The sequence below is a fragment of the Lysinibacillus sp. FSL K6-0102 genome, assembly GCF_038003545.1.
Taxonomy (GTDB): domain Bacteria; phylum Bacillota; class Bacilli; order Bacillales_A; family Planococcaceae; genus Lysinibacillus; species Lysinibacillus capsici.
Map to the genome: position 1 here is coordinate 1,648,311 of NZ_JBBOPH010000001.1, position 23,502 is coordinate 1,671,812.

The following is a 23,502-nucleotide window of genomic DNA, read 5'->3' on the forward strand; positions in this document are numbered from 1 at the left end:
AATCGGGTTTATACAGGCTGTTAATCCCCCATCTGAATGATTACATTAGCCTATGTTTTGAAATGGTGGTCATACAGCCTGTATCTGGCACTATGCTTTCAGTTGACAAAAGATTGTTAGTACGGATAGAGGGGGAACTTATATGGCAGACTTACGCATTAATTTAGCGGGCATCAAATCGCCGAATCCATTTTGGCTAGCATCTGCTCCACCAACGAATTCAGGCTATCAAGTCCAACGTGCATTTGAAGCGGGCTGGGGTGGCGCAGTTTGGAAAACGTTAGGAGAACCGATTTTAAATGTGTCTTCCCGTTTTGCAGCAGTTAGCTATAATGGCCAACGTGTGGCAGGCTTTAACAATATTGAATTAATTACGGATCGACCATTAGAAGTAAATTTACAAGAAATTTATGAGACGAAAAAGAAATTTCCTAATCACGCAATTATTGCCTCGTTAATGGTGGAACCAAAGCAAGATAAATGGCATGAAATTGTCAAACGAGTAGAAGATGTGGGGGTTGATGGTCTTGAGCTTAACTTTGGTTGTCCACATGGGATGGCAGAACGAGGCATGGGTTCTGCCTCTGGTCAAGTCCCTGAATTGGTGGAAAAACAAACGTACTGGGTAAAGGAAGCGGCGCGTACACCTGTTATTGTTAAACTAACGCCCAACATTACGGATATTACCGTGACGGCGGAAGCGGCAACACGAGGTGGAGCAGATGCTGTGAGTATGATTAATACGATTAACAGTTTAGCTGGTGTTGATTTAGATTCTTGGAATACAGTACCACATGTGGCTGGAAAAGGAGCTCATGGGGGCTATTGTGGTCCAGCAGTTAAACCAATTGCACTGAACATGGTTGCAGAATGTGCTCGTAATCCATTAGTCAATGTACCGATTTCGGGCATTGGGGGGATCTCCAATTGGCAAGATGCAGCGGAATTTATTTTAATGGGTGCGACAGGCGTACAGGTATGTACAGCAGCAATGCATCATGGCTTTAGTATTGTGGAGGATATGATTGATGGGCTGAATAACTACTTAGATGATAAAGGTCTAGCTTCAGTCATGGATTTAGTTGGTCGCTCTGTACAAAGGTATTCAAACTGGGGTGATTTAGATTTAAATTATAAAATTGTCGCAGAAATTAATAATGATGTTTGTATTAATTGCAATAAGTGTCATATTGCTTGCGAGGATACATCCCATCAATGTATTGACCTTTATACGGAGGATGGTCGCCCAATGCTAAAGGTTCGTGAGGAAGACTGCGTAGGCTGTAATTTATGCTCTATTGTTTGTCCTGTCGATGGAGCCATTTCAATGGTTGAACGCCCATCTACAATTCCGCCAATGACATGGAATGAACGCCAATCACTTCTTAGCAGTCTATCAAAATAAAGGACCGTTGTTCATTTTTGAATAAAGATTAAAATCGAAATTCCACCTTCCTTCAGCATTTTGGGTGAAGGAAGGCACTTCAAGTAGGTTGTCACGGAAATTAGAAAAAAAGGAGAGAAACATTATGGAACGTGAAGGGAATTATTTAAAATCCCCAGATTTACTTCCAGTGACACATCAACAAAGAAATATTGGAACATTTGGTTTTGCGGTGATTTGGATAGGAATGGCAATTGTATTAGCGGCTTTTGCCATTGGTGGTTCGGCTATCATGAATTTATCCTTACCAATGGTGATTGTGGCAACATTGGTAGGTTCTTGTTTAATTGGCGTCTTTATGACGTTAATTGGTGACATCGGAATAGAGCATGGATTATCTTTCCCTGTTTATATGCGTGCACCATTTGGCACATTCGGTACTCATATACCTTCTCTTGTACGTGGTGTTACAGCTGCCTGTTGGTTTGGTTTGAATACGTATTTTGGTGCATTAGCGATAAACGGAATTTTAAATTTATTGTTTGGCTTTGATAATTGGTTTATCTGCTTCCTTGTGTTTGCAGCGCTTCAACTTTTTAATACATCTCTTGGTATTAAATCCATTGAGCGTTTTGCTGATTTAGCAGCCCCTGTCATTATTTTAATTTCTTGTTGGATGTATTACACATTGGCAGATAATGCAACATCTCAGGGAAAAAATATTTGGACGTGGGTGGAAACCCCAACAACAGGCTTCGCTGCTTTTACCGCCTTTATGGTAGTGGTGATGGCAAATATGGGCTTTTGGGCAACCTTAGCAGCAGATATGCCATCCTTGTCACGTTTCTTTAAAGCACCCAAAAATGAGCGTAATTGGTTCAAGCGTAATAAAACACAGCTTGTAGGCTCTTTAATTGTCATGCCCATTACAAACACATTCATTGTTACGATTGGTGCAGTTTGCTATATGGCAGTTGCCTCGGCAGACCCAATTAATGCCTTACAGCAAAGTGCAAGCGGCTTTATTCTTGGGATTCTATTGCTGATGATTGTATTAGCACAATGGTCGACAAATACCTCTGCCAACGTTGTACCAGCAGCTACTATTTTCTCTAATATCGGTGGACCGAAAGTGCCATTCTGGGTAGGGGTAGTTATTGCAGGGATTATTGGTATTCTTGCACAGCCTTGGAGTCTATTTGATGTCATGGTCAATGTCCTATTAATCATTGGCGGTATTTTAACAGCGATTGTAGGTATTTTATTTGCTGATTACTACCTGATTCGTAAACGGCGCGTACATGTAAAAGAGCTTTATGAATTAGATGGGCAATTTAAATATTATAAGGGCTTTAATATGGCTGGATTAATCGCTTGGGTAATCGGTGGTGCAGTTGCCAATATATTTTCAACTTACTCTTCTTTAGTAGGGTTCGCTGTAGGCGCGATTGTATATTATGTATTAGCGAAGTATTGGTGGTTTAAAAAGTATCCACAAGCTGAGCTAGATGATCCAAGTGATGCCAAATATTTAGGTATTACAGTCGGACATAATTTAGATGAAATATTTGGCCAACCAGCAGCTCCAGCGGCGCTCCCAGATGAAGATGAACTGGTGGAGCAACCAGATCCTCTGTTAGAGATGAAGGGTGCCGAGTAAGCGAGACAACATCAAGACATTTTCAAAAGAAGGTGAGGTGATGGCATGTCTGAATTCCAACAAAGCACAGAGGAAATTCAAAAAGTAGATCATTATTTAGATAGTGGCTTTAAAATCAAATATGTCTACGAGAATTTAAGTGGGATGTTTGTAGAATTTGCTCGTCAAGAAGAAGTGACATTGCTACAAATTCTAACAGCAGATGCACGTAAATACTTCTCTGCAAAATTACAGGAACAAACTTTATTACAATAACGAAGTAAACTCTATTCCTTTCGACTTGAACGGAATAGAGTTTTTTGAATTTTCTGATTTAAATTATGTTGAAGTAACATCATATTTCGTATAAATCGTCGTTATTACCTATTTTTTGTTATTCTATTAAAATAGCAATATTTTTTGTTTTTCCTAAAAATACATTTGTCTTTTTTAGAAAAATTGATTATTATTTTAAAGTAAAAACATCGTAGAAAGAACAACAGGAAAAGAGGCGTTATGGAGTGGCCAATAAGGAATTGAAAAGAGGATTAGAAGCACGTCATATTCAAATGATTGCACTTGGCGGTACGATTGGTGTTGGGCTATTTATGGGCTCAGCAAGTGCTATTCAATGGACAGGACCTTCTGTACTCCTTGCCTATGGTATTGCAGGTATTTTTATTTTTTTCATTATGAGGGCAATGGGTGAGATGCTTTATATGGAGCCAAGTACCGGCTCTTTTGCCACATTTGGCTATAAATATATTCATCCTTTAGCAGGGTATTTAACAGCGTGGAGTAACTGGTTCCAATGGGTTATTGTTGGGATGTCTGAAATTATAGCAGTAGGAACGTATATGCAATATTGGTATCCAGAATTACCAGCTTGGATACCTGGTCTAATTGCAATGGTGATTTTGGGTGTGGCAAACTTCATTTCTGTCAAATCGTTTGGAGAATTTGAATTCTGGTTTGCGATGATTAAAATTGTTACGATTATTTTAATGATTATTGCAGGGGTCGGACTCATCTTCTTTGGCTTTGGCAATGATGGAATAGCAATCGGCTTATCTAATCTTTGGAGTCACGGTGGCTTCTTTACAGGTGGCTGGACAGGATTTTTCTTTGCCTTATCTTTAGTCGTTGCTGCCTATCAAGGGGTGGAGCTCATTGGGATTACAGCAGGAGAAGCAAAAAATCCTCAACAAACGATTACGAATGCCATCCAAAGCATTATTTGGCGAATTTTAATTTTCTATATCGGTGCAATCTTTGTCATTGTTACAGTGTATCCTTGGGATGAGCTTGGCACAATTGGTAGTCCTTTCGTTGCGACATTTGCTAAGGTAGGTATCACAGCTGCTGCAGGTATTATTAATTTCGTCGTCATCACAGCTGCAATGTCAGGGTGTAACAGTGGAATCTATAGTGCTGGACGTATGTTATATACACTTGCTATGAATGGACAAGCACCAAAATTTTTCGCAAAGCTTTCTAGTAATGGTGTGCCTTTATTTGGAACAGCGGGCGTATTAGTTGGCTTAGTCGTTGGTGTTATTCTAAGTTATATTGCCCCTGAAAACTTATTTGTTTATGTGTATAGTGCAAGTGTTTTACCAGGGATGATTCCATGGTTTATCATTTTAATAAGTCAAATTCGTTTTAGAAAAGTAAAGGGAGCGCAGCTAGCAAAGCATCCTTTTAAAATGCCGTTCGCACCGATTACAAACTATGTAACAATCATCTTTTTAATCATGGTACTAGTCGGCATGTGGTTCAATGATGATACACGCGTGTCATTAATAGTGGGCATTATTTTCTTGATCCTCGTAACCATTAGCTACTACGTATTTGGTATTGGTAAAAACCGATACAGCAAAGATTCTATAGAATAACCTTTAAGGATGTATCTCTAATTGGGATGCATCCTTTTTGTATGGCTATTTTTGCTAGCACAATTTTTACATAATTAAATGAAAAAAAGACAAACTACTAAAAATTGAATGATATTGACTGGTATTTATCGGAACAAAAGGGGTGGAGAAAAATGAACGAGATACCCGAGCAGATTGTCGCTAAATTAAAGCAGGAGATTAACGAAGTCGATGACGTAAAACTGAAAATGATCGCTACAGAAGAAGGGGATGTGACGGTCATTTATTTCTCCTCACTCATCGAAAAAATGACCTTACAAACCATGGTGACGATTCCACTAGCTAATAATTTGAAACAAATTCATCAAATGGCTCAATATGTGGACCCGAAAGATGTGAAAGGTGTCGTTAAAAAATTGAATGCTGGGCAAACCCTTCTTTTTTTTCACGAAACCAACGCCTTATTAAGTGTCGATACGTATAGTGCGCCTACAAGGGCCATTACGGATACGGAAACAGAGTCGACTGTAATCGGTCCACAGGATGCATTTACAGAATCACTGGAAACGAATATATCGTTAGTGAGAAGACGGATTCAAAGCTCCATGCTAAAAAATGAAAACCGAATTGTTGGGTCAGAAGCCAATATTAAAATATCGATTATGTATATGGATAATATCGTGAGCCATGAAAATTTAGATGATTTAAGAAACCGTATTGACCAGGTAGATTATCCGTTATTTACGGATATATCCGTGTTGAAGCAATTAATTGAGGATAATCCATTATCGCCCTTTCCTCAATATTACATGACAGTCCGTCCAGATAGTATTTGCCGTTATCTTCTGGATGGTAGAATCGTCGTTTTTATGGATAATAGTCAACTAGCCATTGTCTGTCCCACTTCTTTTTTTGAAATGTTCGTGTCGATTGAGGATTACTACAACCGTTGGACAACAGCATCTTTATTAAGGATGCTGCGCTTTTTTGGTTTTTTCTTAACGATCATGATTACACCAATGTATATATCAGCCTTAACCTTTCATCCAGAAATTTTGCCATACGAATTATTACTAAATCTTCAGGAATCAAGAAGTAAGGTACCTTTTCCACCACTGATTGAGGTATTATTTATCGAGCTTATAATTGAAGTCTTACGAGAAGCGGGCTCTCGAATGCCTGCCAAAGTCGGACAAACAATTGGTATCGTAGGAGGTATTGTAATTGGTACAGCGGCCGTAGAAGCTGGATTACTCAGTAATATACTCATTGTATTAGTCGCTACCTCAGCACTACTTTCCTTCTTACCGCCCATTTTCTTAATGAGTAATACTAGCCGATTTATCCGTTATATTTTTATCTTATCAGCAGGTTTATTTGGCTTGTTTGGACAGATGCTCGCCTTTGCGTGGTTGATCCACCATTTATTAAGTCTCAAATCTTTAGGGACGCATTATATGACACCTGCCATTCCAAGAAAGCCAAGCGATTTATTGGATAGTGTCATCCGATTTCCAACTAAATATATAAGAAGTAAGACTGGTATTTCAAAAGTACAGAAAAAATAGTGTCAGAATGAGAATGAGGTGGTTAATTTTGAATACAACAAAAGGAAAGGTGTTAAATCGTTATCATGTCATCTTCTTAGCGCAAAGTATTATGATTGGTACCGGTATCCTTTCACTCCCTCAGAAATTAAGTCCTATGGGCTACACACAATCATTTATGCCTCTTCTCTTTGGTGTGATTGCTAGCCTGACACTATTTGCGATGGTATGGCTTTGTTCGAAGTTTCCCAATGATGATTTATTTCGAATGAATGAAATATTATTGGGAAAATGGCTCGGAAAGTTTATAAATCTACTCGTCATTATTCAATTTATTGTTTTTAGTGCAGGGATTATTAGTAATTATATGCACTTAATTCAAAGTACAGCATTGCAGGAACAAACCATCACCATGCCTGTTCTTTGCTTTTTACTGCTACTTATTTATATTGTAAGTGGGGGTATTAAATCTATTGCACGATTTTGTATAATGACATTTTTTATTACCATTGGATTATTCTATTTTACGCGCTGGGCCATTGAAAAAGGTGATCCAAGTCATTTTTTGCCTCTCTTTAATTTTACGCCTAAGGAATTTTATGAAGCGTTAAAGCAAGGATATTTTTCTATCCTTGGTTACGAATTAATTCTATTTTATTTTCCATATATCATCGATCAAAAAAAGGCATTTCGTCATTCCTTAATCGGTATTTGGATTAGTATATTTTTATGCTTTATCACAACAGCTATTAGCGTCATGTATTATTCAGAGTGGCAATTAAAAAATGTAGAGTTTTCAGTATTAAACCTATTTAAGGCAGGAGAATTTACCTTTATTGAGCGAATCGATATCATTGGCATTACGCTTTGGGTTTTTCTAATCTTATCCTCGATTACAGCCTATGTATGGTGTGCAAAGAGGGGTATGGATACCTTCCTTAAAAAGAAAAAGCAAAGTTATCAGTTGTATATCATCGCCTTGATTATTTTCTTTATTGTAAAAATGCCCTTTTCGCGTGAATTCCAAGAAAAATTATTTATGGCAAGTAACTATGTAGGCTATGTGCTGGTAAGCTGGCCAGTGTTTTTAATCCTGATATATGTTATTCGAAAAAAGCAGGTGCAGGTATGAAAAATAAACATCTATGCATCATTTCTTTTTTGATTTTCGTTTTACTTGCAGGTTGTTCTAAAAAAGAAATAAAAGTTCCTCTAGAGGATGTTGGGATGGTAGATTCGATGGCTTTTGACTATATCGATGAGAATCAGATGAGACTCACAGTAGCGATCCCCCAATATTCTCCAGACGCAGAAAAGGACACACAAACTTTTTCTATCACAACAGATTTAGTATCAAGCGGCATCGTGGAAATAGAAAAGCAATCCGATAAGAAAATAGTCTTCAATCAATTGCGAGTTGTCTTAGTAAACGAAGATTTTGCGCGGAAAGGGAATGTTCGAAAAATTGTTCAGCACTTATATCGCAATGCGGAAGTAGGTAATAAAGTATTGATAGCTGTTGTGAAGGATAATGCGGAAGCGATTTTAAAAGGGGATTATCCTGATAAGCCAAGTATTAATTTTTATTTGAACAATCTATTAGAGCCGAGTATCAATACTGCTTTTAATCCCAATACCAATATTCATGATTTTATGTACTCGATTACCAATCCAGTAGTTGATGTAGTATTACCCTATGTTGAAAAACGAGGGGAGAAATTAGAGATTAAAGGCGTTGCCATATTTAAAGGGAATCAGATGCATGAATTAATTAAACCTGAGGAAGCACTAGTTATTCAAGCTTTAAGTGGACAGAAAAATCTTGCTCCTTTGCACCTTGATTTAAATGCGGGACATGGAGAAGAAAAGGTAATGATTGATTTAATCGAGAGCAGTGTGAAAAAAGAGAGTAATAAAAATATGGAATCACCCAAATTAACGATTTTCTTAAAAATAAAGGGTACATTAAGCGAATATAAGGGAGAAAGAGAATCACATTTATTTACAGCTGAAAGGATTAGTGATCTGGAAAAAGATGTGAATAAACAGCTGGAACAGGATATTAGTGAATTTTTAGCGCGATTAAATAAAACAGAGGTAGATCCAGCTGGCTTAAGTGAAGAATTTAGAATGTATCATCATGGAAAATGGACATCGAAAAAAACAAGAGAGCTTATTAGAAAATTAGACGTGAACGTCCATGTAGAAACGTCCATTATTAGTACAGGTACTTTAAAATAACAGCAAAGACCCATTCGATAAGAATAGGTCTTTGCTGTTATTGTGTTTTTCGCATAATAAAGCTTAAATGTCTTCCAGCTTGTTTGTCTTGACGATAAGAAAAGCCATCGGGACTAAGGAATGTACAGGTTTCATCAATTTGTATTTGATTCGCTGGAATACCCGCAAGCTCACATTGCTTTTTGACTGTCTGCTGATTATCAATATGGTATTTTTTCGTTTCTGCATTGTAATACATAAATTCTTCAGCATAACCAAGACTGTGAAATTTTTCATATACATCTGCGTCTACCTCAAATTTCTGCTGACTCAGTGCCATACCGATTTGAACATGAAAGTCCTCAGGTCGACACTGTTCTTCATTCATAAGATGCTGAAACAGCTTGGGTGTTATTTCTTTAACTGTTCCTTGCCATCCCGAATGAATCACACCGACAAGTCCATTCACAGCATTATAAAAAATAACAGGCACGCAATCTGCTGTAAAACTACATAAAAGTAAGTTAGGCTCTACTGTATAAAGCGCGTCTGTATTATTCACCGCTGTATCCATTTGCGCAGCTCCTCGTCCTTGATCGGCTAATGTAACTTTATGAAAGTTCGCACTATGTGTTTGCTCTGTACAAATAAAATTTTGTAAATCACAGTTCAATGTCGCAGCTAAATGCTGACGATTGTTAATGATAGCTTGAACATCATGGCAACTATGCAAAGCCATATTATTGTGTTCAATCTCCATCTCATCTTTTAAGGTCGTTCCTGCGATAAATTGCTCATTATCTATATACATTTTTATTTTCATTTAATCACCTCGTTTTACTATATAGGATCGCTTGTGGAATGTATAGGTTGCCGTTTTTTTACTATTTAGCTACTCCTTTACCCGTCTATTAAACTTTTAGACATAAAGAATCGATTTCCTCATATAGTAGAAGGAATGCTAGAGAGGGGGAGAGCGTGAATGTTGAGTGAACAAGACATATTATTAATTTGCCAAGTAGGAATGGGTCTTTTTTGGATTTTTACATATATACTTGTTATTTACAAAGGATGGCAAGATAAAACCTATGGCATGCCTATGGTCGCTATTTGTGCCAATATTTCATGGGAATTTATCTTTGCCTTTTTTTACCCACAAAATGACCTGCAACGCTATATTACGCTGATTTGGTTTGTATTGGATGTCTTTATTTTGATGCAATTTTTACGTTATGCTCCAAATGAATATCGAAAGATGCTATCAAAAAAGCTATTGTATTTCTCCTTTTTGATCACATTAATTTTTAGCATGCTGATTATTTTAGGTGTAGTCTATGAATTTCAAGATTTCGAAGGTAAGTACGTAGCATTCTTCCAAAATCTTATGATGTCAGGACTATTTATTGCTTTACTCTTGCAAAGAAGGAATTTAGCTGGTCAATCAATGGGGATAGCAGTTTATAAGATGGTGGGTACATTATTTGCAGCGGTTGGCTTTTATCTATACTTCCGCACACCATTAATTACCATTATTTCTGTAGCAACGCTCTTTTATGATTGGCTCTATATTCTCTTAATTTATCGATTACAGCGTAAACAATTAGCAAAATAGGATATATTGTGCAGCTATAGATCACTGAATCTATTAGTAATATATGCCAATTACAAACATATTGCAACTTGATGACAATTCCAATGGTAAAGAATAGCGAGAGAAAGGGCTTTAACCAAACATATGGCGAGCTTGTCATACAATTGTAAAAATCCTTCCAAATATTTTGTGATGATTATGGCTCAGAAACTATTTACGATAATGGTAGAGCAATGAGGAAGGGTGATTAACATGTTTAAAAAATTAAAAAAAGCAGCACTAGCTTCAGTAGTAGCAACTTCATTATTAGTGCCAGTTGCGGCAATGGCCGCCGAATCCTATACAGTGACATCTGGTGATACTCTATGGAAAATAGCATTAAAAACAGAAACGGGTGTACAGGAATTAATTGATGCCAACCCACAACTCGCTAACCCAAATCAAATTTCTCCAGGTCAAAAAATTAACGTCCCTGTAAAAGAACAGGTAACAGTTGAACAAGAGGTTGTGAAACTTGTCAATGTAGAACGGGCAAAAGCAGGTCTTCCAGCATTGCAAGAAGATTGGGAGCTATCAAGGGTTGCTAAATATAAGTCGCAAGATATGCAGGATAAAAATTATTTTGACCACACAAGTCCAACATATGGTACACCTTTTACCATGATGAAAAACTTCGGTATTACGTATAAATCTGCTGGTGAAAATATCGCGAAGGGCCAACGCTCCGCACAGGAAGTTGTAACGGCCTGGATGAACAGTGAAGGACACCGTGCCAATATCCTTAATAAAAGCTACACACATATTGGTGTAGGCTATGTACAGGAAGGTAATTACTGGACACAAATGTTTATTCAAAAATAAAAAAAGAAAGAGTATCTATTGGCTTTTGTGATAGCTAGTAGATGCTCTTTTTCGCGTTAAACTCTAAAGTATACACCGTATTGGAAGCGTATATTACTTCTTCTAGAATTAATCCTCCTAAATCATTAAAAGGTTAATTAAGTACAAGAATACACATCAAACTATCTTTAGATATGTCAGGCTAAGGATAATGTAGCGTGTTTTTGCTATTTTGACAAATAAAAATAACCAAAAAACAACACACTATGAGCAATAGACGAATAAGATGTCTCTGTAGTATGAAGATAGAGGTGGTGTTTATGGTTGAAAAAGAAGTGGTTAGCTACATGTTGCGTTATCTGTATGACGGGTCTCGTAGGTTGTGAAAAAACAGCAGTCCCTGATAACAAGCTAGAACAAGAAATTCAACAACGTGAGGAAATACAGCAACCTGTTACATATGAACAAGAACAAATGATTGATCCTATTGTAGAGGTTGTTGATCCAACTACGAGTAAGGTACTTAAAACAATATCTCCAAAGGAATTTGGCTTCGATACGGACCCACAAGCCTATCAAAAGCATATCGAACAATTAGCAAGGGAATGGGCGAGAGGAACGGACACATCAAATGGCTATGATCAGCGTATGATGCTTGATCGATTGGATGAAAACGGGCAAGTGATCAAAGGGAAGCCGCAAATCATTTTAAAGGAAAGTGAGCTAGTGGAGCGTATTATCGAAGCTTCTGCGACTGGCGGTCAGGTAGAAATGCCGCTCTATATAACAGAAAGTGGCTATTATTTTGAGGATCTTCCTTTATTAGAGGAAGTGGTTGTTGCATCTTATACAACTTATTTCAATCGTGCTGATTTAGGAAGAAATAAAAATATTGAGCTCTCTGCTAGAGCCATTCATAATGTGATTGTAGGCAGTGGCGATTATTTTTCTTTTAATACAATTGTAGGTCCAAGAGATGAGGCAAATGGCTATCAACCCGCACCTGAAATTATTAATAAGAAGGTAGTCATGGGAATTGGTGGTGGAATCTGTCAAACTTCTTCAACCTTGTTTAATGCAGTAGACCAAATTCCCGTCAAATATGTTGAGCGCCATCATCATTCGTTAGATGTAGGATATGTCCCAAAAGGAAGAGATGCTACGGTTTCTTATGATACGTTAGATTTTAGGTTTCAAAACTCAAATGATGTACCATTTTTAATTAAGGCAAATTATGGAGAGAATTCTCTAACAATTGAAATTCGAACGGCAGAAAAATATGTAGAATTATTGAAAAAAACATAATGTTGTAAGGAGACACCACTAGACGTTGGTGTCTTTTTTCGGATCGCATGATATAGTTAAATTGATACAATTCAGAAAATTTTAGGGGGAAAAGACAATGCATCCTAAACTACAAGCAACGATTGATTCAATTGATTTATACCAAGCAACTTACCCAGAGGATGCTTGTGTCATCGTGGCAGATACGGAAAAAGTGCTTGCCTACAAACCAGGAAAAAAGGTTGACTTGAAAGTTGGGGTTGGTGATCCAGTACATAAATATCGAGGTACAGCAACAGAAATAGCGTTAAGTTCAGGAAAATTTGTGAAAGAGGAGCGTAGCGCAGAAGGTTTTGGTATGGCCTATATCGCCTCTGCCCAGCCTATTTTTGAAGGAGGACGTATTATTGGCGTAGTAAGTGCCATTATTTCGAACGAAAAAATGGATAGTATGCGTCTATTGGCAACTGAGCTTTCGAGTGCTGTAGAAGAAATGACAGCTACAAATGAAGGATTAGCCACTGCCAGTAAGGATGTATCCAATCGTTTGGAAGAGCTATCTAATTTCGCGGAATCGATGACAGGCGATATTGAACAAATTAATGTGATTGTCCATTTAGTAAAAGATTTAGCTATGAAATCGAGAATTCTTGGTCTAAACGCATCGATAGAAGCAGCACGTTCAGGTGAGCATGGGCGTGGCTTTGCGGTGGTCGCTTCTGAAATACAAAAAATGTCCCAGAGTAGTACAGAAAGTGCTGATAGCATAACTGTGCAACTAGAAAATATTAAACAATCCATCGATCAGGTCAATGCATCAACAAATCAAATTGCTGCGTTTACACAGCAGTTTGCTGCAAGTATGCATGAATTAACAGATGCCTACAAAGGGGTTAATAGTACAGCAGAAAAGCTAATGCAAATTAGTGACATCAAAGGATAGGCATATAAAAAGGATAATAGACAAGTGCTATTATCCTTTTTCATGATTAAATGATCTCTAAAATTTCCTGTGGTGTTGAGACACTGTATTCAGGTTCGTTATTTTGCACGACTTCTTTGGCATCATAGCCCCATTCCACCCAAATAATTGGTATACCGGCTTTCTTACAAGCAACAATATCCCTTTGCTCGTCTCCAATGTATACGACGTTAGACGAGTCGACATTTGCTTCCTTTAAAAACTTTTTCATTACTTTGTCCTTACCAAAAATGCGGTTGGAGCAAAGGACATCTGCTACACAATGAATACCGTTCATTTTAAGAAATTCTAAAATATTCTCTTTAGAGTTTGAGGAAATAATCAGGATTTTATAGCCTCTTTTATCAATCTCTATTAATAGTTCCTTCATTCCTTCAAAAAGATGAACATCATTTAATGATTGACGATACAATTTATAAAATTGCGGTAAAATCATAGGCAACTTATACATTGGAAAGTCGAATAATTTACTGCGTTCTGAAATTGATAATTTTTTTAATGTATCAATTTCCTTTAATTCAATGCCTTTAAATTTATATTTTTGGGCTAAAGTATTCCATGCTGAGGCAAACACAGCAGTAGAATCTGCAAGCGTCCCATCAAAATCAAAGATAATATGCTTCATTGCAAACTTTCTCCTTTTTCATCTCGTTGTATTGACGTTCTATGCTAAAAAATGTTACATGGAATGGGCATCTAGTATTCTTGAAATAACAACCATTTTGAGCGTACGTAAACATCTTATGGTAAATATTATCAGAAAATACGGCGATTGCAATGAAAATGGTACAACAAAAGGAGGTGTCTCAAAAGTCCATTGAGACACCTCGACATTATTGTGTTTTATGATAGGTACTGGTAATTTTTATAAAAGTTTTTCTGTTTTTTCGCGTGTTTGAATTAAATAAAAGGCATTGATGCAGGCGGCAATCGGAATAATCAATGCAATGCCGATTCCTGCACAAAAAATGGTTGTCATTTCGGCACTAAAAACCTTGGAGTTAACAATTTCCCCAATCGAATAGGAGAGGTCCTTGAACCAGATTAATAAGCTTAAATAGCCACCAAAGAAAGCAAAAAATAACGTATTGGTATCGGTTCCTAATATATCTCTTCCTATGCTTAAGCCAGCTGTAAATAATTTTTTTCTACTAATCGAAGGATTGCGATAAAAAATCTCATGCATAGAGGTAGCGATGGAAATGGCTACATCCATAATGGCACCTATCGTACTCATAATGATGACTGATGCACCAATCTGCACAAAATTAACACCAATGTAGAGAGAAAAGATGCTGATTTCTTCAGTTGATTCTTCGCCAAACCCTTGGATCATCGACTTTTCCGTTACAAAGGTAATAAAGAGTAGTAACATACCTATCGTCACCATCGTCGAGATAAAGGCTGTAATGGTTTTACTGTTTGTTTTATTGATATAGAAAAGACTAATACAGCTAATGACCGTACAGGCAATAAACGTCAAGATGATGGGGCTATTTTTAGGGTTTGTCATTAAAAAAATGGTGACAAAGAGCACACCAAAGTTTAGGAATAAAGAAAGAAATGAGCGTATCCCCTGTCTACCGCCGACAAGTACCATTAACACGAATAATATAACTGCTAATAAGACGACAACATTCATCCTTGAACCCTCTTTCGATTAATGAAAAATATAGCGGTATACTGACTGATAGGAATCGTAAGGACAACACCAATACCCCCTGCTAAGGCACGGGCTAATTCTAAAGAAAGATTTAAGGACAATGTAAGCCCTAATGTGGAAGAATTTTTTAAATAGAGAATAATCATAGGTATGGAGCCGCAAAGGTAGGCAAAGAATAAGATACTTGTAATGGTACCCATAATATCTTTACCGATTTCATGTCCCGAAGATTTCAGAGCCTTGACAGAGATTGTAGGATCTTGCTCGTATAAAGCAAAAATTGAGGAAGCCATTGTAATAGAAACATCCATTACTGCCCCAAGTGAGCCAATAAATAAACCTGCCATAAAGACAGTACGATAGGGACGTGTTAAAAATTGCATTTCTTCATAACGAAGACCATTTTCACCTGTCAACCACATTACAATAGAGCTTATGATAAGCGCTATAACAGTGCCTAAAAGTGTGGACACGATGGCTACATATGTTTTTGTATGCAATCCACTAATAAGTAGTAGCGAAATAATCGTAAATAGCAGGGCGCAAATGCCGCTGACTAATAACAGGCTTACGCCCCCATGCTTCACATAAAGATCTAATGCGAATGATAAAATCACAGCATTGACACTCAAACTAATGATAGAAAATAAGCCTTGTCTTTTACCTACAATAAGTAGGGCAAAAATAAAAATCCATGCAATCATTACCATGGTTTGATCTCGTTTTAAATCGAGAATGGTTCCTGTTAAAACAGATTGTGTTTTGCGATCATCTAGCGTGACAAAGATTTCATTGCCTACATGGTATTCTTGATCAAAAGCACCAGACGAAGAATAGTCATTCGTCAAATGAATGGATTGCCCCTTATGCTGACCATTTTTGATAATGGCCATAATCTCCTGTGTAAACAAAAAATCCTCATTTTCATACATATCTGTCATGGGTTCTGATGCTGTTACATCCACTTGCGTTATTTCCGCTATCGGTCGATCATAAAATTGTTCGTTATGATGTACGAAAACGATCGAAACCCCACAACAGAGTGCTAATAGGGCATAGAAAATAGCTTGTTTAAAAGGTATATTTTTAAAAAATGTCAAGTAAATGACCTCCAAACTGCTAGACTGAATAGTCACTTGTAAAGGAACGTTTTTTTGATTAAGAAGTTCCATAAACAGGTTAAATGTCATCATTTTAATAATATCTTTTACATTTTTCAAGTCGAGTCAGAACTGTTTAAAATTTATGCTTCGAAAAAAATTTAAAAAGAAGGATGGATAATATAATAAAATAGTGTTATCGTAAGATTAGCTAAATAAAAATATTCTTCGGGGTAGGGTGAAATTCCCGATCGGCGGTGATGAAGCAATTCAAAGTCCGTGAGCGCAAGCTGATTTGGTGCAAATCCAAAACCGACAGTTACAGTCTGGATGGGAGAAGGGTAAAAATGCGAACTTTTTAAATTGATACTAATTTAGAAGGTTTATTTGACTATGCATTTATTACAAAACTTCCCAATCATCTTGTGGGAAGTTTTTTTATTTAGCTACAATCGAATAGAAGATGTTCTTCGGGGTAGGGTGAAATTCCCAATCGGCGGTGATGAAGCAATTCAAAGTCCGTGAGCGCAAGCTGATTTGGTGCAAATCCAAAACCGACAGTGATAGTCTGGATGGGAGAAGAACGAATGAGATGACGGTCTATGAAAAAATTGTTTTCAACTAGGCTTATTTGTTGATGTCTTATACTCCCAAAACCCCTTTGATGTAAAGGGGTTTTTATTTTTTATTGCTAACGAGAGAAGGGAGAAGGATAAGGCACAAAAACAGGTGGATCAACTTTAAAAGTTAAGGATAGAAGTGCTAATAAAGTAGAGTAGGTGATGGAATGTTTACAGGACTTGTAGAGGATATTGGTATCATAAAAGCCTTGCAAAGCGATCGGGACAGTATGAAAATTACGGTTCAATCAGCCAAGATAACGGAGGATGTCAAGCTTGGTGACAGTATAGCGGTCAATGGAGTTTGTTTAACGGTGACAAATTTCACACAACAGCAGCTTACGATGGATGTTATGCCTGAAACAGTCAAAGCAACAAATCTACAGCAGCTGGCAATAGGTGATTCTGTTAATTTGGAGCGTGCCATGCCTGCTAATGGGCGATTTGGTGGCCATTTTGTTGCTGGTCATGTTGATGGAGTCGGCAAAATTTTGCGCAAACGTCCAGTAGCAAACGCCGTATATATTGATATCGAAATGTCAGAGGAGCTAACCAACTTTTGTATTCCAAAGGGTTCCATAACAATTGATGGCACAAGCTTAACCCTTTTTCATGTTGAAGCCAATAGTGTCACAATTTCACTTATTCCTCATACTTACAAAGAAACCGTTTTAGGTATGAAGAGGGTTGGAGCAATCGTTAATATCGAAACCGATTTAGTTGGAAAATACATTATAGGGCAATTAAAAAAGGGGCAAACAACGCTAGCTATTACAAGAGATTATTTAGCACAACATGGTTTTTAAATCACAGAATAGGAGTTGATCATCGTGCTACATTCAATTGAAGAAGCCATAGAGGATTTAAAGCAGGGCAATATGATTGTGGTGGTTGATGATGAAGATCGAGAAAATGAAGGAGATCTTCTGGCACTCGCTGAATTCATCACACCAGCAACAATCAACTTTATGGCAACCAATGGTAGAGGTTTAATTTGTACGCCGATTTCGCAGCAGCTTGCACAAAAGCTAGATTTATATCCAATGGTTCAGCACAATACAGATAACCATCAAACCGCATTTACGGTAAGTATTGATCATGTAGAAACAACGACAGGGATTAGCGCCTTTGAGCGTGCGCTAACGATACAAAGAATGATAGAAAAGCAAGCTAAGCCAACTGATTTTCGTCGACCAGGCCATATTTTTCCGTTGATTGCGAAAGAGCAAGGAGTGCTGGAACGGAGAGGGCACACGGAGGCCACTATTGATCTAGCGAAGCTTTGTCATAGCGTACCTGCAGGTGTTATTTGCGAAATTATGGGTGATGATGGGCACATGCTTCGGTTTGAAGAACTAACAAATTACGCTGCACATCATGGCTTAAAAATGATCTCGATAGAAGCATTGGTTGCTTATCGTAAACAATTATCCACTAATAAAACTAAAATTTCTATGTAAAAAGGAGAAGGAACAATGGGTAAAACATTTGAAGCACAATTAATTGGAACGGATTTGAAAATTGCAGTAGTAGTGGGTCGTTTTAATGAGTTTATTACTAGCAAATTATTGGATGGGGCAATGGATGGTTTAACTCGTCATGGGGTTGATTCTGCATCTATTGATGTTGCATGGGTGCCAGGAGCTTTTGAAGTTCCTTTTATAGCGAAACAACTGGCAGAAACGAAGAAATATGATGCTATTATTGGTTTAGGTACTGTTATTCGTGGCTCTACAACACACTATGACTATGTTTGTAATGAATCAGCAAAAGGCATTGCCAATGTGTCATTGTCAACGAATGTACCTGTTATTTTTGGAATTGTTACTACCGAAAATATTGAACAGGCAATTGAACGTGCAGGAACGAAATCTGGTAATAAAGGCTATGATGCTGCAATGTCTGCAATTGAGATGGCAAATCTAAAGAAAATGATTGGATCAGGACAATTTGAATAGTCGTCACAACATTTGTTTCTTTGAATATTTTGAACAACCATGGGAAAAATATGCTTAAGTGTATTTATTGAAGGTGATTGTTTCATAAATGTACTAATCTTGAGCTGGCTCAGTAGGAGATGAGAAGTATTTCATCAATAGAACAAATTAATTTGAAAATGTTGAAATCACTATTTCAACGCTCTGCTGATGTGATTTTCCAACAATATAATTTTCAGCAATATACAGTACATTTGATAACTTGTGATGCAATGGTCAATGAGCAAATACTTCAAACTGTGGTTGTTCAACGTGTTCAATCTTTGTTAAGCAATGTCACGGAGGACATGCTAGAGGAAGAAATTGAACAGCATTTACACATTCCCTATTTACAAAAGATTTTATCGAAAGAGGATGCGGTAACTAGGGTCTATAAAGGCCATGTTTTACTGTATTTTGAAGAAAATCAATTACTTTATTCTAGTGATATTTCAAAAAGACCCAATCGAGAGCCTGGGGAAACAACATTAGAACTAGTAGTAAAGGGACCTAGAGATGACTTTATTGAAGATGTTTTTACTAATATTGCTTTATTAAGAAAACGATTACCGACTAATTCTTTTAGTGTAGAGACATTAGAAATTGGTAAGCGTTCTAAAACAACCGTAGCCATACTATATATGGAAGACATTGTGAATTTAAATATGCTGGAACAAATTCGACTTCAATTACAAAAAATTGACACGGATATTGTTATCAATGGCGACTTATTAATGGAAAAAATTGAAAAGACAGCGACAATTCTTCCAAGACATGATTATACAGGGAGACCTGATTTTGCTATGCAGGCCTTAATTAGAGGAAGAATACTCTTAATGATTGATGGTGTGTCCTATGCCATAATTACACCTGCAAATATTATGTTGCTCTTTAAATCAGCAGAGGATAATGAGTACCCACTCATTGTTAGCTCGATGGAACGATTACTCAGAATTGTCGGGATATTAATAAGTATGCTACTGCCAGGTTTTTGGCTTGCATTGACGACATATCATCAAGAACAGCTTCCATTTCTACTACTGGCAACGGTTGTCGAATCGAGAACGGGATTGCCTTTCCCAACCATTCTAGAAATTTTAATGATGCTATTTATGTTTGAATTGTTTCGTGAAGCCAACTTACGTCTTCCGAGTGCCGTCAGTGGCTCAGTTAGTGTGGTAGGAGGACTAATTATTGGGGATGCAGCGATTAAAGCAGGTGTTACAAGCCCCTCAATGATTGTTGTGATTGCCATTTCCAGTATCGCTGCATTTACATTGGTCAATCAATCCTTTGTGACGGCTATGAGTATTTTTCGATTAATCATTATTATGGCTTCGGCGTTTTTTGGTTTATTTGGTTTTTTTATATCCGTGTTTTTCATCCTTTTATACACTGCGAATATGAGAGTCTTGGGAGTGCCATACGTAAACTTTAGTGCCGATTTTGAAAAGGGCAATATACGTAAGTCCCTATTGCGACTATCTCCAAAGGGCTATAGTAAACGACCTACCTTTCTTAAGCCGCAAGATCAAACACGGACTTCAAGTAAAAAATAAGCATATTGTGATGAGATCAGGTATTGTTGATACCTGATCTTTTTTTGATACCTTTGCTTTAGTGGTTTTTTCAATTTTCCATTTAAATAGGAAATGAGACATAAAAAGTTATTACTTATCTTTTTAGTTTACTTTCTTGTCAAGGATTATTAAACTATTTGTTACAGTGTGTAATTTTGGGTATGAATAAAATAAAAATTGATTTTGTGTTTTAATTTATGTAGGATATACAAGCAATGTTTGCTTTACAAACAAAAAATAGAGTTAATTATAATATAATAATATTCTAGAATATTTATAGATGAGGAAGTACCGTTTTTTATGAAAAATAGAAAAATAAAACTAATATTAATTCTATCAACGATTTTATTATGTTTGTTTACAAGTCTAAACATCTTTACATCCTATGTAAAAATAAAAAAGACCGTTGAAGAGTCGATTGCCAATCAAAGCTTAGAGGCAGCCCATTCTATTGCTGCATCCATAGATACGGATGCCTATCAGCAATTTTTAAATAATCCACAGGAAAATGATTATTATTGGAAAGTAAGAAATTATTTAAACGATGCAAGGATAAAATTAGGTGCACTATTTGTTTACACCTTAAAGGTGGATAATCCTGAAGTATCTATAGCCATGATTACAGGGATGCCAAAAGAAATGAAAGAGGGCTTCGGTATTGGCGTGGTTTGTACTGTTCCTGCAAAGCATGTTGAAAAGGCCTATAATGGTGAAACCTATGTTACAGAGGTAATTCATGATTCTGAACATGGGTCTTATTTATCTGTTGGTGCACCCATCAAAGATGATAATGGAACAATTATCGGGTATTTAGGCATTGACATTAGTGCAGATACGCTAAATGGTATTAAGGGTAAAGTCATTGAAGACAACCTATTTAATTTTATTTTTAATGGTGTACTTATTTTAATTGTCATCGGTTCTTTTTTATTTTTACAAAGATGGTATCAAAAAGAGGTAGCGAAGGAAGTTGGCGCTACAGAGGACACATATCTAGCAGAAATCAAAACATTGATTACTTCGGTGTCGTCCCTACGTCATGATTTTACGAACCATATCCAAGTGTTACATGGTTTATTACAATTAGAAAAAACAGATCAGGCGAGACAATATTTATCCTCACTATCAAAAGAAGTTCAGGCGATCAAGTCATTAAAATTAAATATTGATCATCCAGGTTTGTCCATCTTATTGCAAACGAAGAAATTAACGGCTCAAAATCATCATATTGATATGGATTTTACGCTTTCTCAAAATGACTTTAATAAGATTAAAACGACAGATTTAATCAAGATTCTATCCAATTTAATTGATAATGCGATTGATGCTGCTGTTGAATTACCTGAGGAACAACGTAAGATTAAGATTTGCTGTACAGCAGATGAATCTCAGTATGAATTTAAAATTACCAATACTGGGCCAAATATTGCGAATCCCGATCACATATTCAAACAAGGATTTTCAACGAAAAAACATGAGAATGGTAGACTAAGAGGACAAGGTTTATTTATTGTCAAAGAAATTGTCACTAAATATAATGGTCATATTTCAATTGATTCATCAAAACATTTAGAAACGACTGCTATTGTCAGAATTCCAATAAAATAACAGAAAAAAGCTTCCTACAAAAAGTTGTGGGGAGCTTTTTTCTATGTACAGCACATACATTACAAAGTAGAAAGTGATATGATGAAGGAGATGAAGAAAATGGAAAAGGGTCTCCTAGCGTTATTGAGAAAAGGTGGGCTAACTTTATATGCAAGACACGGAACAGCAACTATTGGTGTAGATCAAGCATATGGTACATTTCAAAGTTGTCAAAATCAACGGAATTTATCCGATCAAGGTCGTAGGGAGGCAATTTATTATGGTCAAATACTACGCTATTGGCAGATTCCCATCCTTTCCACCATCACTACCAGTCCTTTTTGTCGGACCATTGAAACAGCACGTTTGGCATTTCCAAACAGCAATCTCCAAATTGACCCCTTCTTGTTTGAAATCTTTATGTTAGGTGGCAATCTTCCTACTGTAGTGCAAAGCAGTATATTAACGATTTCTACATCGATGCTGGAAATCATCCCACCCGAGGGCATAAACAACATAATCATTGGGCATAGCTTTCCAAGAAATGCGGGGCTGGGCATCATTTCGAATATGGGGACGGTTGTCATAAAACCTAAAGGTCAAGGACATGGTTATGAGATTGTGAGAAAACTAACCTTAGAAAATCTAGCAGCATTAGATTCCATTTGAAAAGAGGGATTGTATGAAGATTAAAACAGTTGCACAATGTACATTAGATGAAGTATTGAAAGCATGGAACAAAGGCTTTGAAGGTTATTTTATTGAAATTAATATGACAGCAGAAATGTTTTTACAGCGACTAGTGGGGGAGGGGTTATCTCCTGAGCATTCTATTGTCGTTTTTGATCAAGAGGAACCGATTGCCATTGTGATGAATGGCTTTCGTACCATCGATGGCCAAAAAACAGCTTGGAATGGTGGGACTGGTATTTCTCCAGCATATCGTGGTAAGGGTGTCTCGCGCCTATTAATGGAGGAAACCCTAGCTATCTATAAGCGAGAAAATGTAGAATTGGGTACGTTAGAAGCCATTAAGGAAAATCAGGTAGCCATTGCCTTGTATGAAAAATATGGCTATGTGGTTGCCAATCAATTATTATTTTTAAGCGGCGAGTATGAAGCAAAGGTAACATCTACAGTAGCCCTTCATATAGCGACCATTCGCCCAGAGCAGCTAGCACATCTATCTTTCTATCGGGAAAATGTTCCTTGGCAGTGTAACTGGCAGAGCGTGAAGCATGGGGAAGCAAAGGTGTTTTATAATGATAACCATGAACCACTTGGCTATATGCTATACAAAACATTGTGGAATGAATATGGTGAGGTGGAGCGTATTCTACTTTATCAAATGGTAATACTAGAGGAAAGTAATGTAGAGTTAATAACACAGTTTTTAGCAAGTATTACAACACATAAAGTCCATTTGACGACAGTGAATTTCTTAGCGAGCAATCCAGCAACGAGCTATTTGTTAAAGCATGGATTAAAGGTGACAACAGAGCAGGTACAGATGACAAAGCAACTATAAGCCAGGCTGTCGTTCAGTATACAAATCAATAAAGAGTGGAAATAGAGCGACGTATGTAAAAAGCAGAGGGAAAAGTAATTACAAAAC

General features: G+C 36.9%; 22 protein-coding genes and 2 riboswitches. Of the genes, 18 read left to right on the forward strand and 4 right to left on the reverse strand.

The window, feature by feature from the left end:
* Positions 1-142: 142 nt before the first annotated feature.
* The 7 genes from preA to NYE73_RS08185 all read left to right on the forward strand — a co-directional run bounded on the left by preA (position 143) and on the right by NYE73_RS08185 (position 8,685).
* A complete protein-coding gene (gene preA / locus NYE73_RS08155; RefSeq protein ID WP_259950058.1) occupies positions 143-1,405 on the forward strand; it encodes an NAD-dependent dihydropyrimidine dehydrogenase subunit PreA in 1,263 nt (420 codons plus the stop codon).
* A gap of 124 nt (positions 1,406-1,529) precedes the next feature.
* Entirely contained in the window at positions 1,530-3,044 is a 1,515-nt protein-coding gene (locus tag NYE73_RS08160; RefSeq protein WP_257961405.1) for an NCS1 family transporter, read from the forward strand.
* Between the two features lie 45 nt (positions 3,045-3,089).
* Positions 3,090-3,299, forward strand: coding sequence for a hypothetical protein (locus NYE73_RS08165; RefSeq protein WP_016995612.1), 210 nt, complete (start codon positions 3,090-3,092; stop codon positions 3,297-3,299).
* Positions 3,300-3,544: 245 nt separating this feature from the next.
* Positions 3,545-4,918, forward strand: coding sequence for an amino acid permease (locus NYE73_RS08170; protein WP_257961404.1), 1,374 nt, complete (start codon positions 3,545-3,547; stop codon positions 4,916-4,918).
* Positions 4,919-5,070: 152 nt separating this feature from the next.
* Positions 5,071-6,465 carry a spore germination protein gene (locus NYE73_RS08175; RefSeq protein WP_053075663.1) on the forward strand — a complete coding sequence of 465 codons (1,395 nt, stop codon included), beginning with the start codon at positions 5,071-5,073 and terminating at the stop codon, positions 6,463-6,465.
* A 28-nt stretch (positions 6,466-6,493) separates the two neighbouring features.
* Positions 6,494-7,576: a GerAB/ArcD/ProY family transporter gene (locus NYE73_RS08180; protein ID WP_054550732.1), complete on the forward strand. Its 1,083-nt coding sequence runs from the start codon at positions 6,494-6,496 to the stop codon at positions 7,574-7,576.
* Entirely contained in the window at positions 7,573-8,685 is a 1,113-nt protein-coding gene (locus NYE73_RS08185) for a Ger(x)C family spore germination protein (protein ID WP_259950060.1), read from the forward strand. The genes NYE73_RS08180 and NYE73_RS08185 overlap by 4 nt, the downstream gene beginning before the upstream one ends.
* A 37-nt stretch (positions 8,686-8,722) precedes the next feature.
* Here the strand turns inward: NYE73_RS08185 and pgeF are convergent, their stop codons facing one another.
* Entirely contained in the window at positions 8,723-9,487 is a 765-nt protein-coding gene (pgeF, locus tag NYE73_RS08190; protein WP_259950062.1) for a peptidoglycan editing factor PgeF, read from the reverse strand.
* A gap of 159 nt (positions 9,488-9,646) precedes the next feature.
* Between pgeF and NYE73_RS08195 the strand changes: the two genes are divergently transcribed.
* The 4 genes from NYE73_RS08195 to NYE73_RS08210 all read left to right on the forward strand — a co-directional run bounded on the left by NYE73_RS08195 (position 9,647) and on the right by NYE73_RS08210 (position 13,322).
* Positions 9,647-10,276 carry a transmembrane-type terpene cyclase gene (locus NYE73_RS08195; RefSeq protein ID WP_259950063.1) on the forward strand — a complete coding sequence of 210 codons (630 nt, stop codon included), beginning with the start codon at positions 9,647-9,649 and terminating at the stop codon, positions 10,274-10,276.
* 231 nt (positions 10,277-10,507) lie between these two features.
* Positions 10,508-11,116, forward strand: coding sequence for a CAP domain-containing protein (locus NYE73_RS08200; RefSeq protein ID WP_259950064.1), 609 nt, complete (start codon positions 10,508-10,510; stop codon positions 11,114-11,116).
* A gap of 303 nt (positions 11,117-11,419) precedes the next feature.
* Positions 11,420-12,400 carry a VanW family protein gene (locus NYE73_RS08205; RefSeq protein WP_259950065.1) on the forward strand — a complete coding sequence of 327 codons (981 nt, stop codon included), beginning with the start codon at positions 11,420-11,422 and terminating at the stop codon, positions 12,398-12,400.
* Positions 12,401-12,497: 97 nt separating this feature from the next.
* Positions 12,498-13,322, forward strand: a complete 825-nt coding sequence (locus tag NYE73_RS08210; RefSeq protein WP_048389914.1) for a methyl-accepting chemotaxis protein — start codon at positions 12,498-12,500, stop codon at positions 13,320-13,322.
* 46 nt (positions 13,323-13,368) lie between these two features.
* On the opposite strand, the gene NYE73_RS08215 is transcribed toward NYE73_RS08210, so the two are convergent.
* From NYE73_RS08215 to NYE73_RS08225, 3 genes are all read right to left on the reverse strand, one after another.
* Positions 13,369-13,986 (reverse strand): HAD-IA family hydrolase, encoded by a 618-nt coding sequence (locus tag NYE73_RS08215; RefSeq protein ID WP_259950066.1) that lies wholly within the window; start codon positions 13,984-13,986, stop codon positions 13,369-13,371.
* A gap of 240 nt (positions 13,987-14,226) precedes the next feature.
* Positions 14,227-15,003: a YibE/F family protein gene (locus NYE73_RS08220; protein ID WP_259950067.1), complete on the reverse strand. Its 777-nt coding sequence runs from the start codon at positions 15,001-15,003 to the stop codon at positions 14,227-14,229.
* On the reverse strand, positions 15,000-16,124 hold the full coding sequence (locus NYE73_RS08225; protein ID WP_066037650.1) for a YibE/F family protein: 1,125 nt from the start codon (positions 16,122-16,124) through the stop codon (positions 15,000-15,002). The genes NYE73_RS08220 and NYE73_RS08225 overlap by 4 nt, the downstream gene beginning before the upstream one ends.
* Before the next feature lie 220 nt (positions 16,125-16,344).
* Positions 16,345-16,470, forward strand: a riboswitch (FMN riboswitch).
* Positions 16,471-16,586: 116 nt separating this feature from the next.
* Positions 16,587-16,712, forward strand: a riboswitch (FMN riboswitch).
* Between the two features lie 199 nt (positions 16,713-16,911).
* On the opposite strand from NYE73_RS08225, the gene ribE reads away from it, so the two are divergent.
* From ribE to NYE73_RS08260, 7 genes are all read left to right on the forward strand, one after another.
* On the forward strand, positions 16,912-17,550 hold the full coding sequence (gene ribE, locus NYE73_RS08230; RefSeq protein WP_259950068.1) for a riboflavin synthase: 639 nt from the start codon (positions 16,912-16,914) through the stop codon (positions 17,548-17,550).
* A gap of 24 nt (positions 17,551-17,574) precedes the next feature.
* The gene (ribB, locus tag NYE73_RS08235) at positions 17,575-18,204 is read left to right on the forward strand and encodes a 3,4-dihydroxy-2-butanone-4-phosphate synthase (RefSeq protein WP_411825102.1); all 630 of its coding nucleotides are present in this window, start codon (positions 17,575-17,577) and stop codon (positions 18,202-18,204) included.
* 15 nt (positions 18,205-18,219) lie between these two features.
* A complete protein-coding gene (gene ribH, locus NYE73_RS08240; RefSeq protein WP_259950069.1) occupies positions 18,220-18,702 on the forward strand; it encodes a 6,7-dimethyl-8-ribityllumazine synthase in 483 nt (160 codons plus the stop codon).
* 158 nt (positions 18,703-18,860) lie between these two features.
* Complete coding sequence (locus tag NYE73_RS08245) at positions 18,861-20,279, forward strand: spore germination protein (protein WP_259955548.1); 1,419 nt, start codon at positions 18,861-18,863, stop codon at positions 20,277-20,279.
* Between the two features lie 321 nt (positions 20,280-20,600).
* On the forward strand, positions 20,601-21,908 hold the full coding sequence (locus tag NYE73_RS08250; RefSeq protein ID WP_103117740.1) for an ATP-binding protein: 1,308 nt from the start codon (positions 20,601-20,603) through the stop codon (positions 21,906-21,908).
* A gap of 99 nt (positions 21,909-22,007) precedes the next feature.
* Positions 22,008-22,556, forward strand: coding sequence for a histidine phosphatase family protein (locus NYE73_RS08255; protein ID WP_259950074.1), 549 nt, complete (start codon positions 22,008-22,010; stop codon positions 22,554-22,556).
* A gap of 13 nt (positions 22,557-22,569) precedes the next feature.
* Positions 22,570-23,415, forward strand: a complete 846-nt coding sequence (locus NYE73_RS08260; RefSeq protein WP_112117697.1) for a GNAT family N-acetyltransferase — start codon at positions 22,570-22,572, stop codon at positions 23,413-23,415.
* The last annotated feature ends 87 nt before the right edge of the window (positions 23,416-23,502 follow it).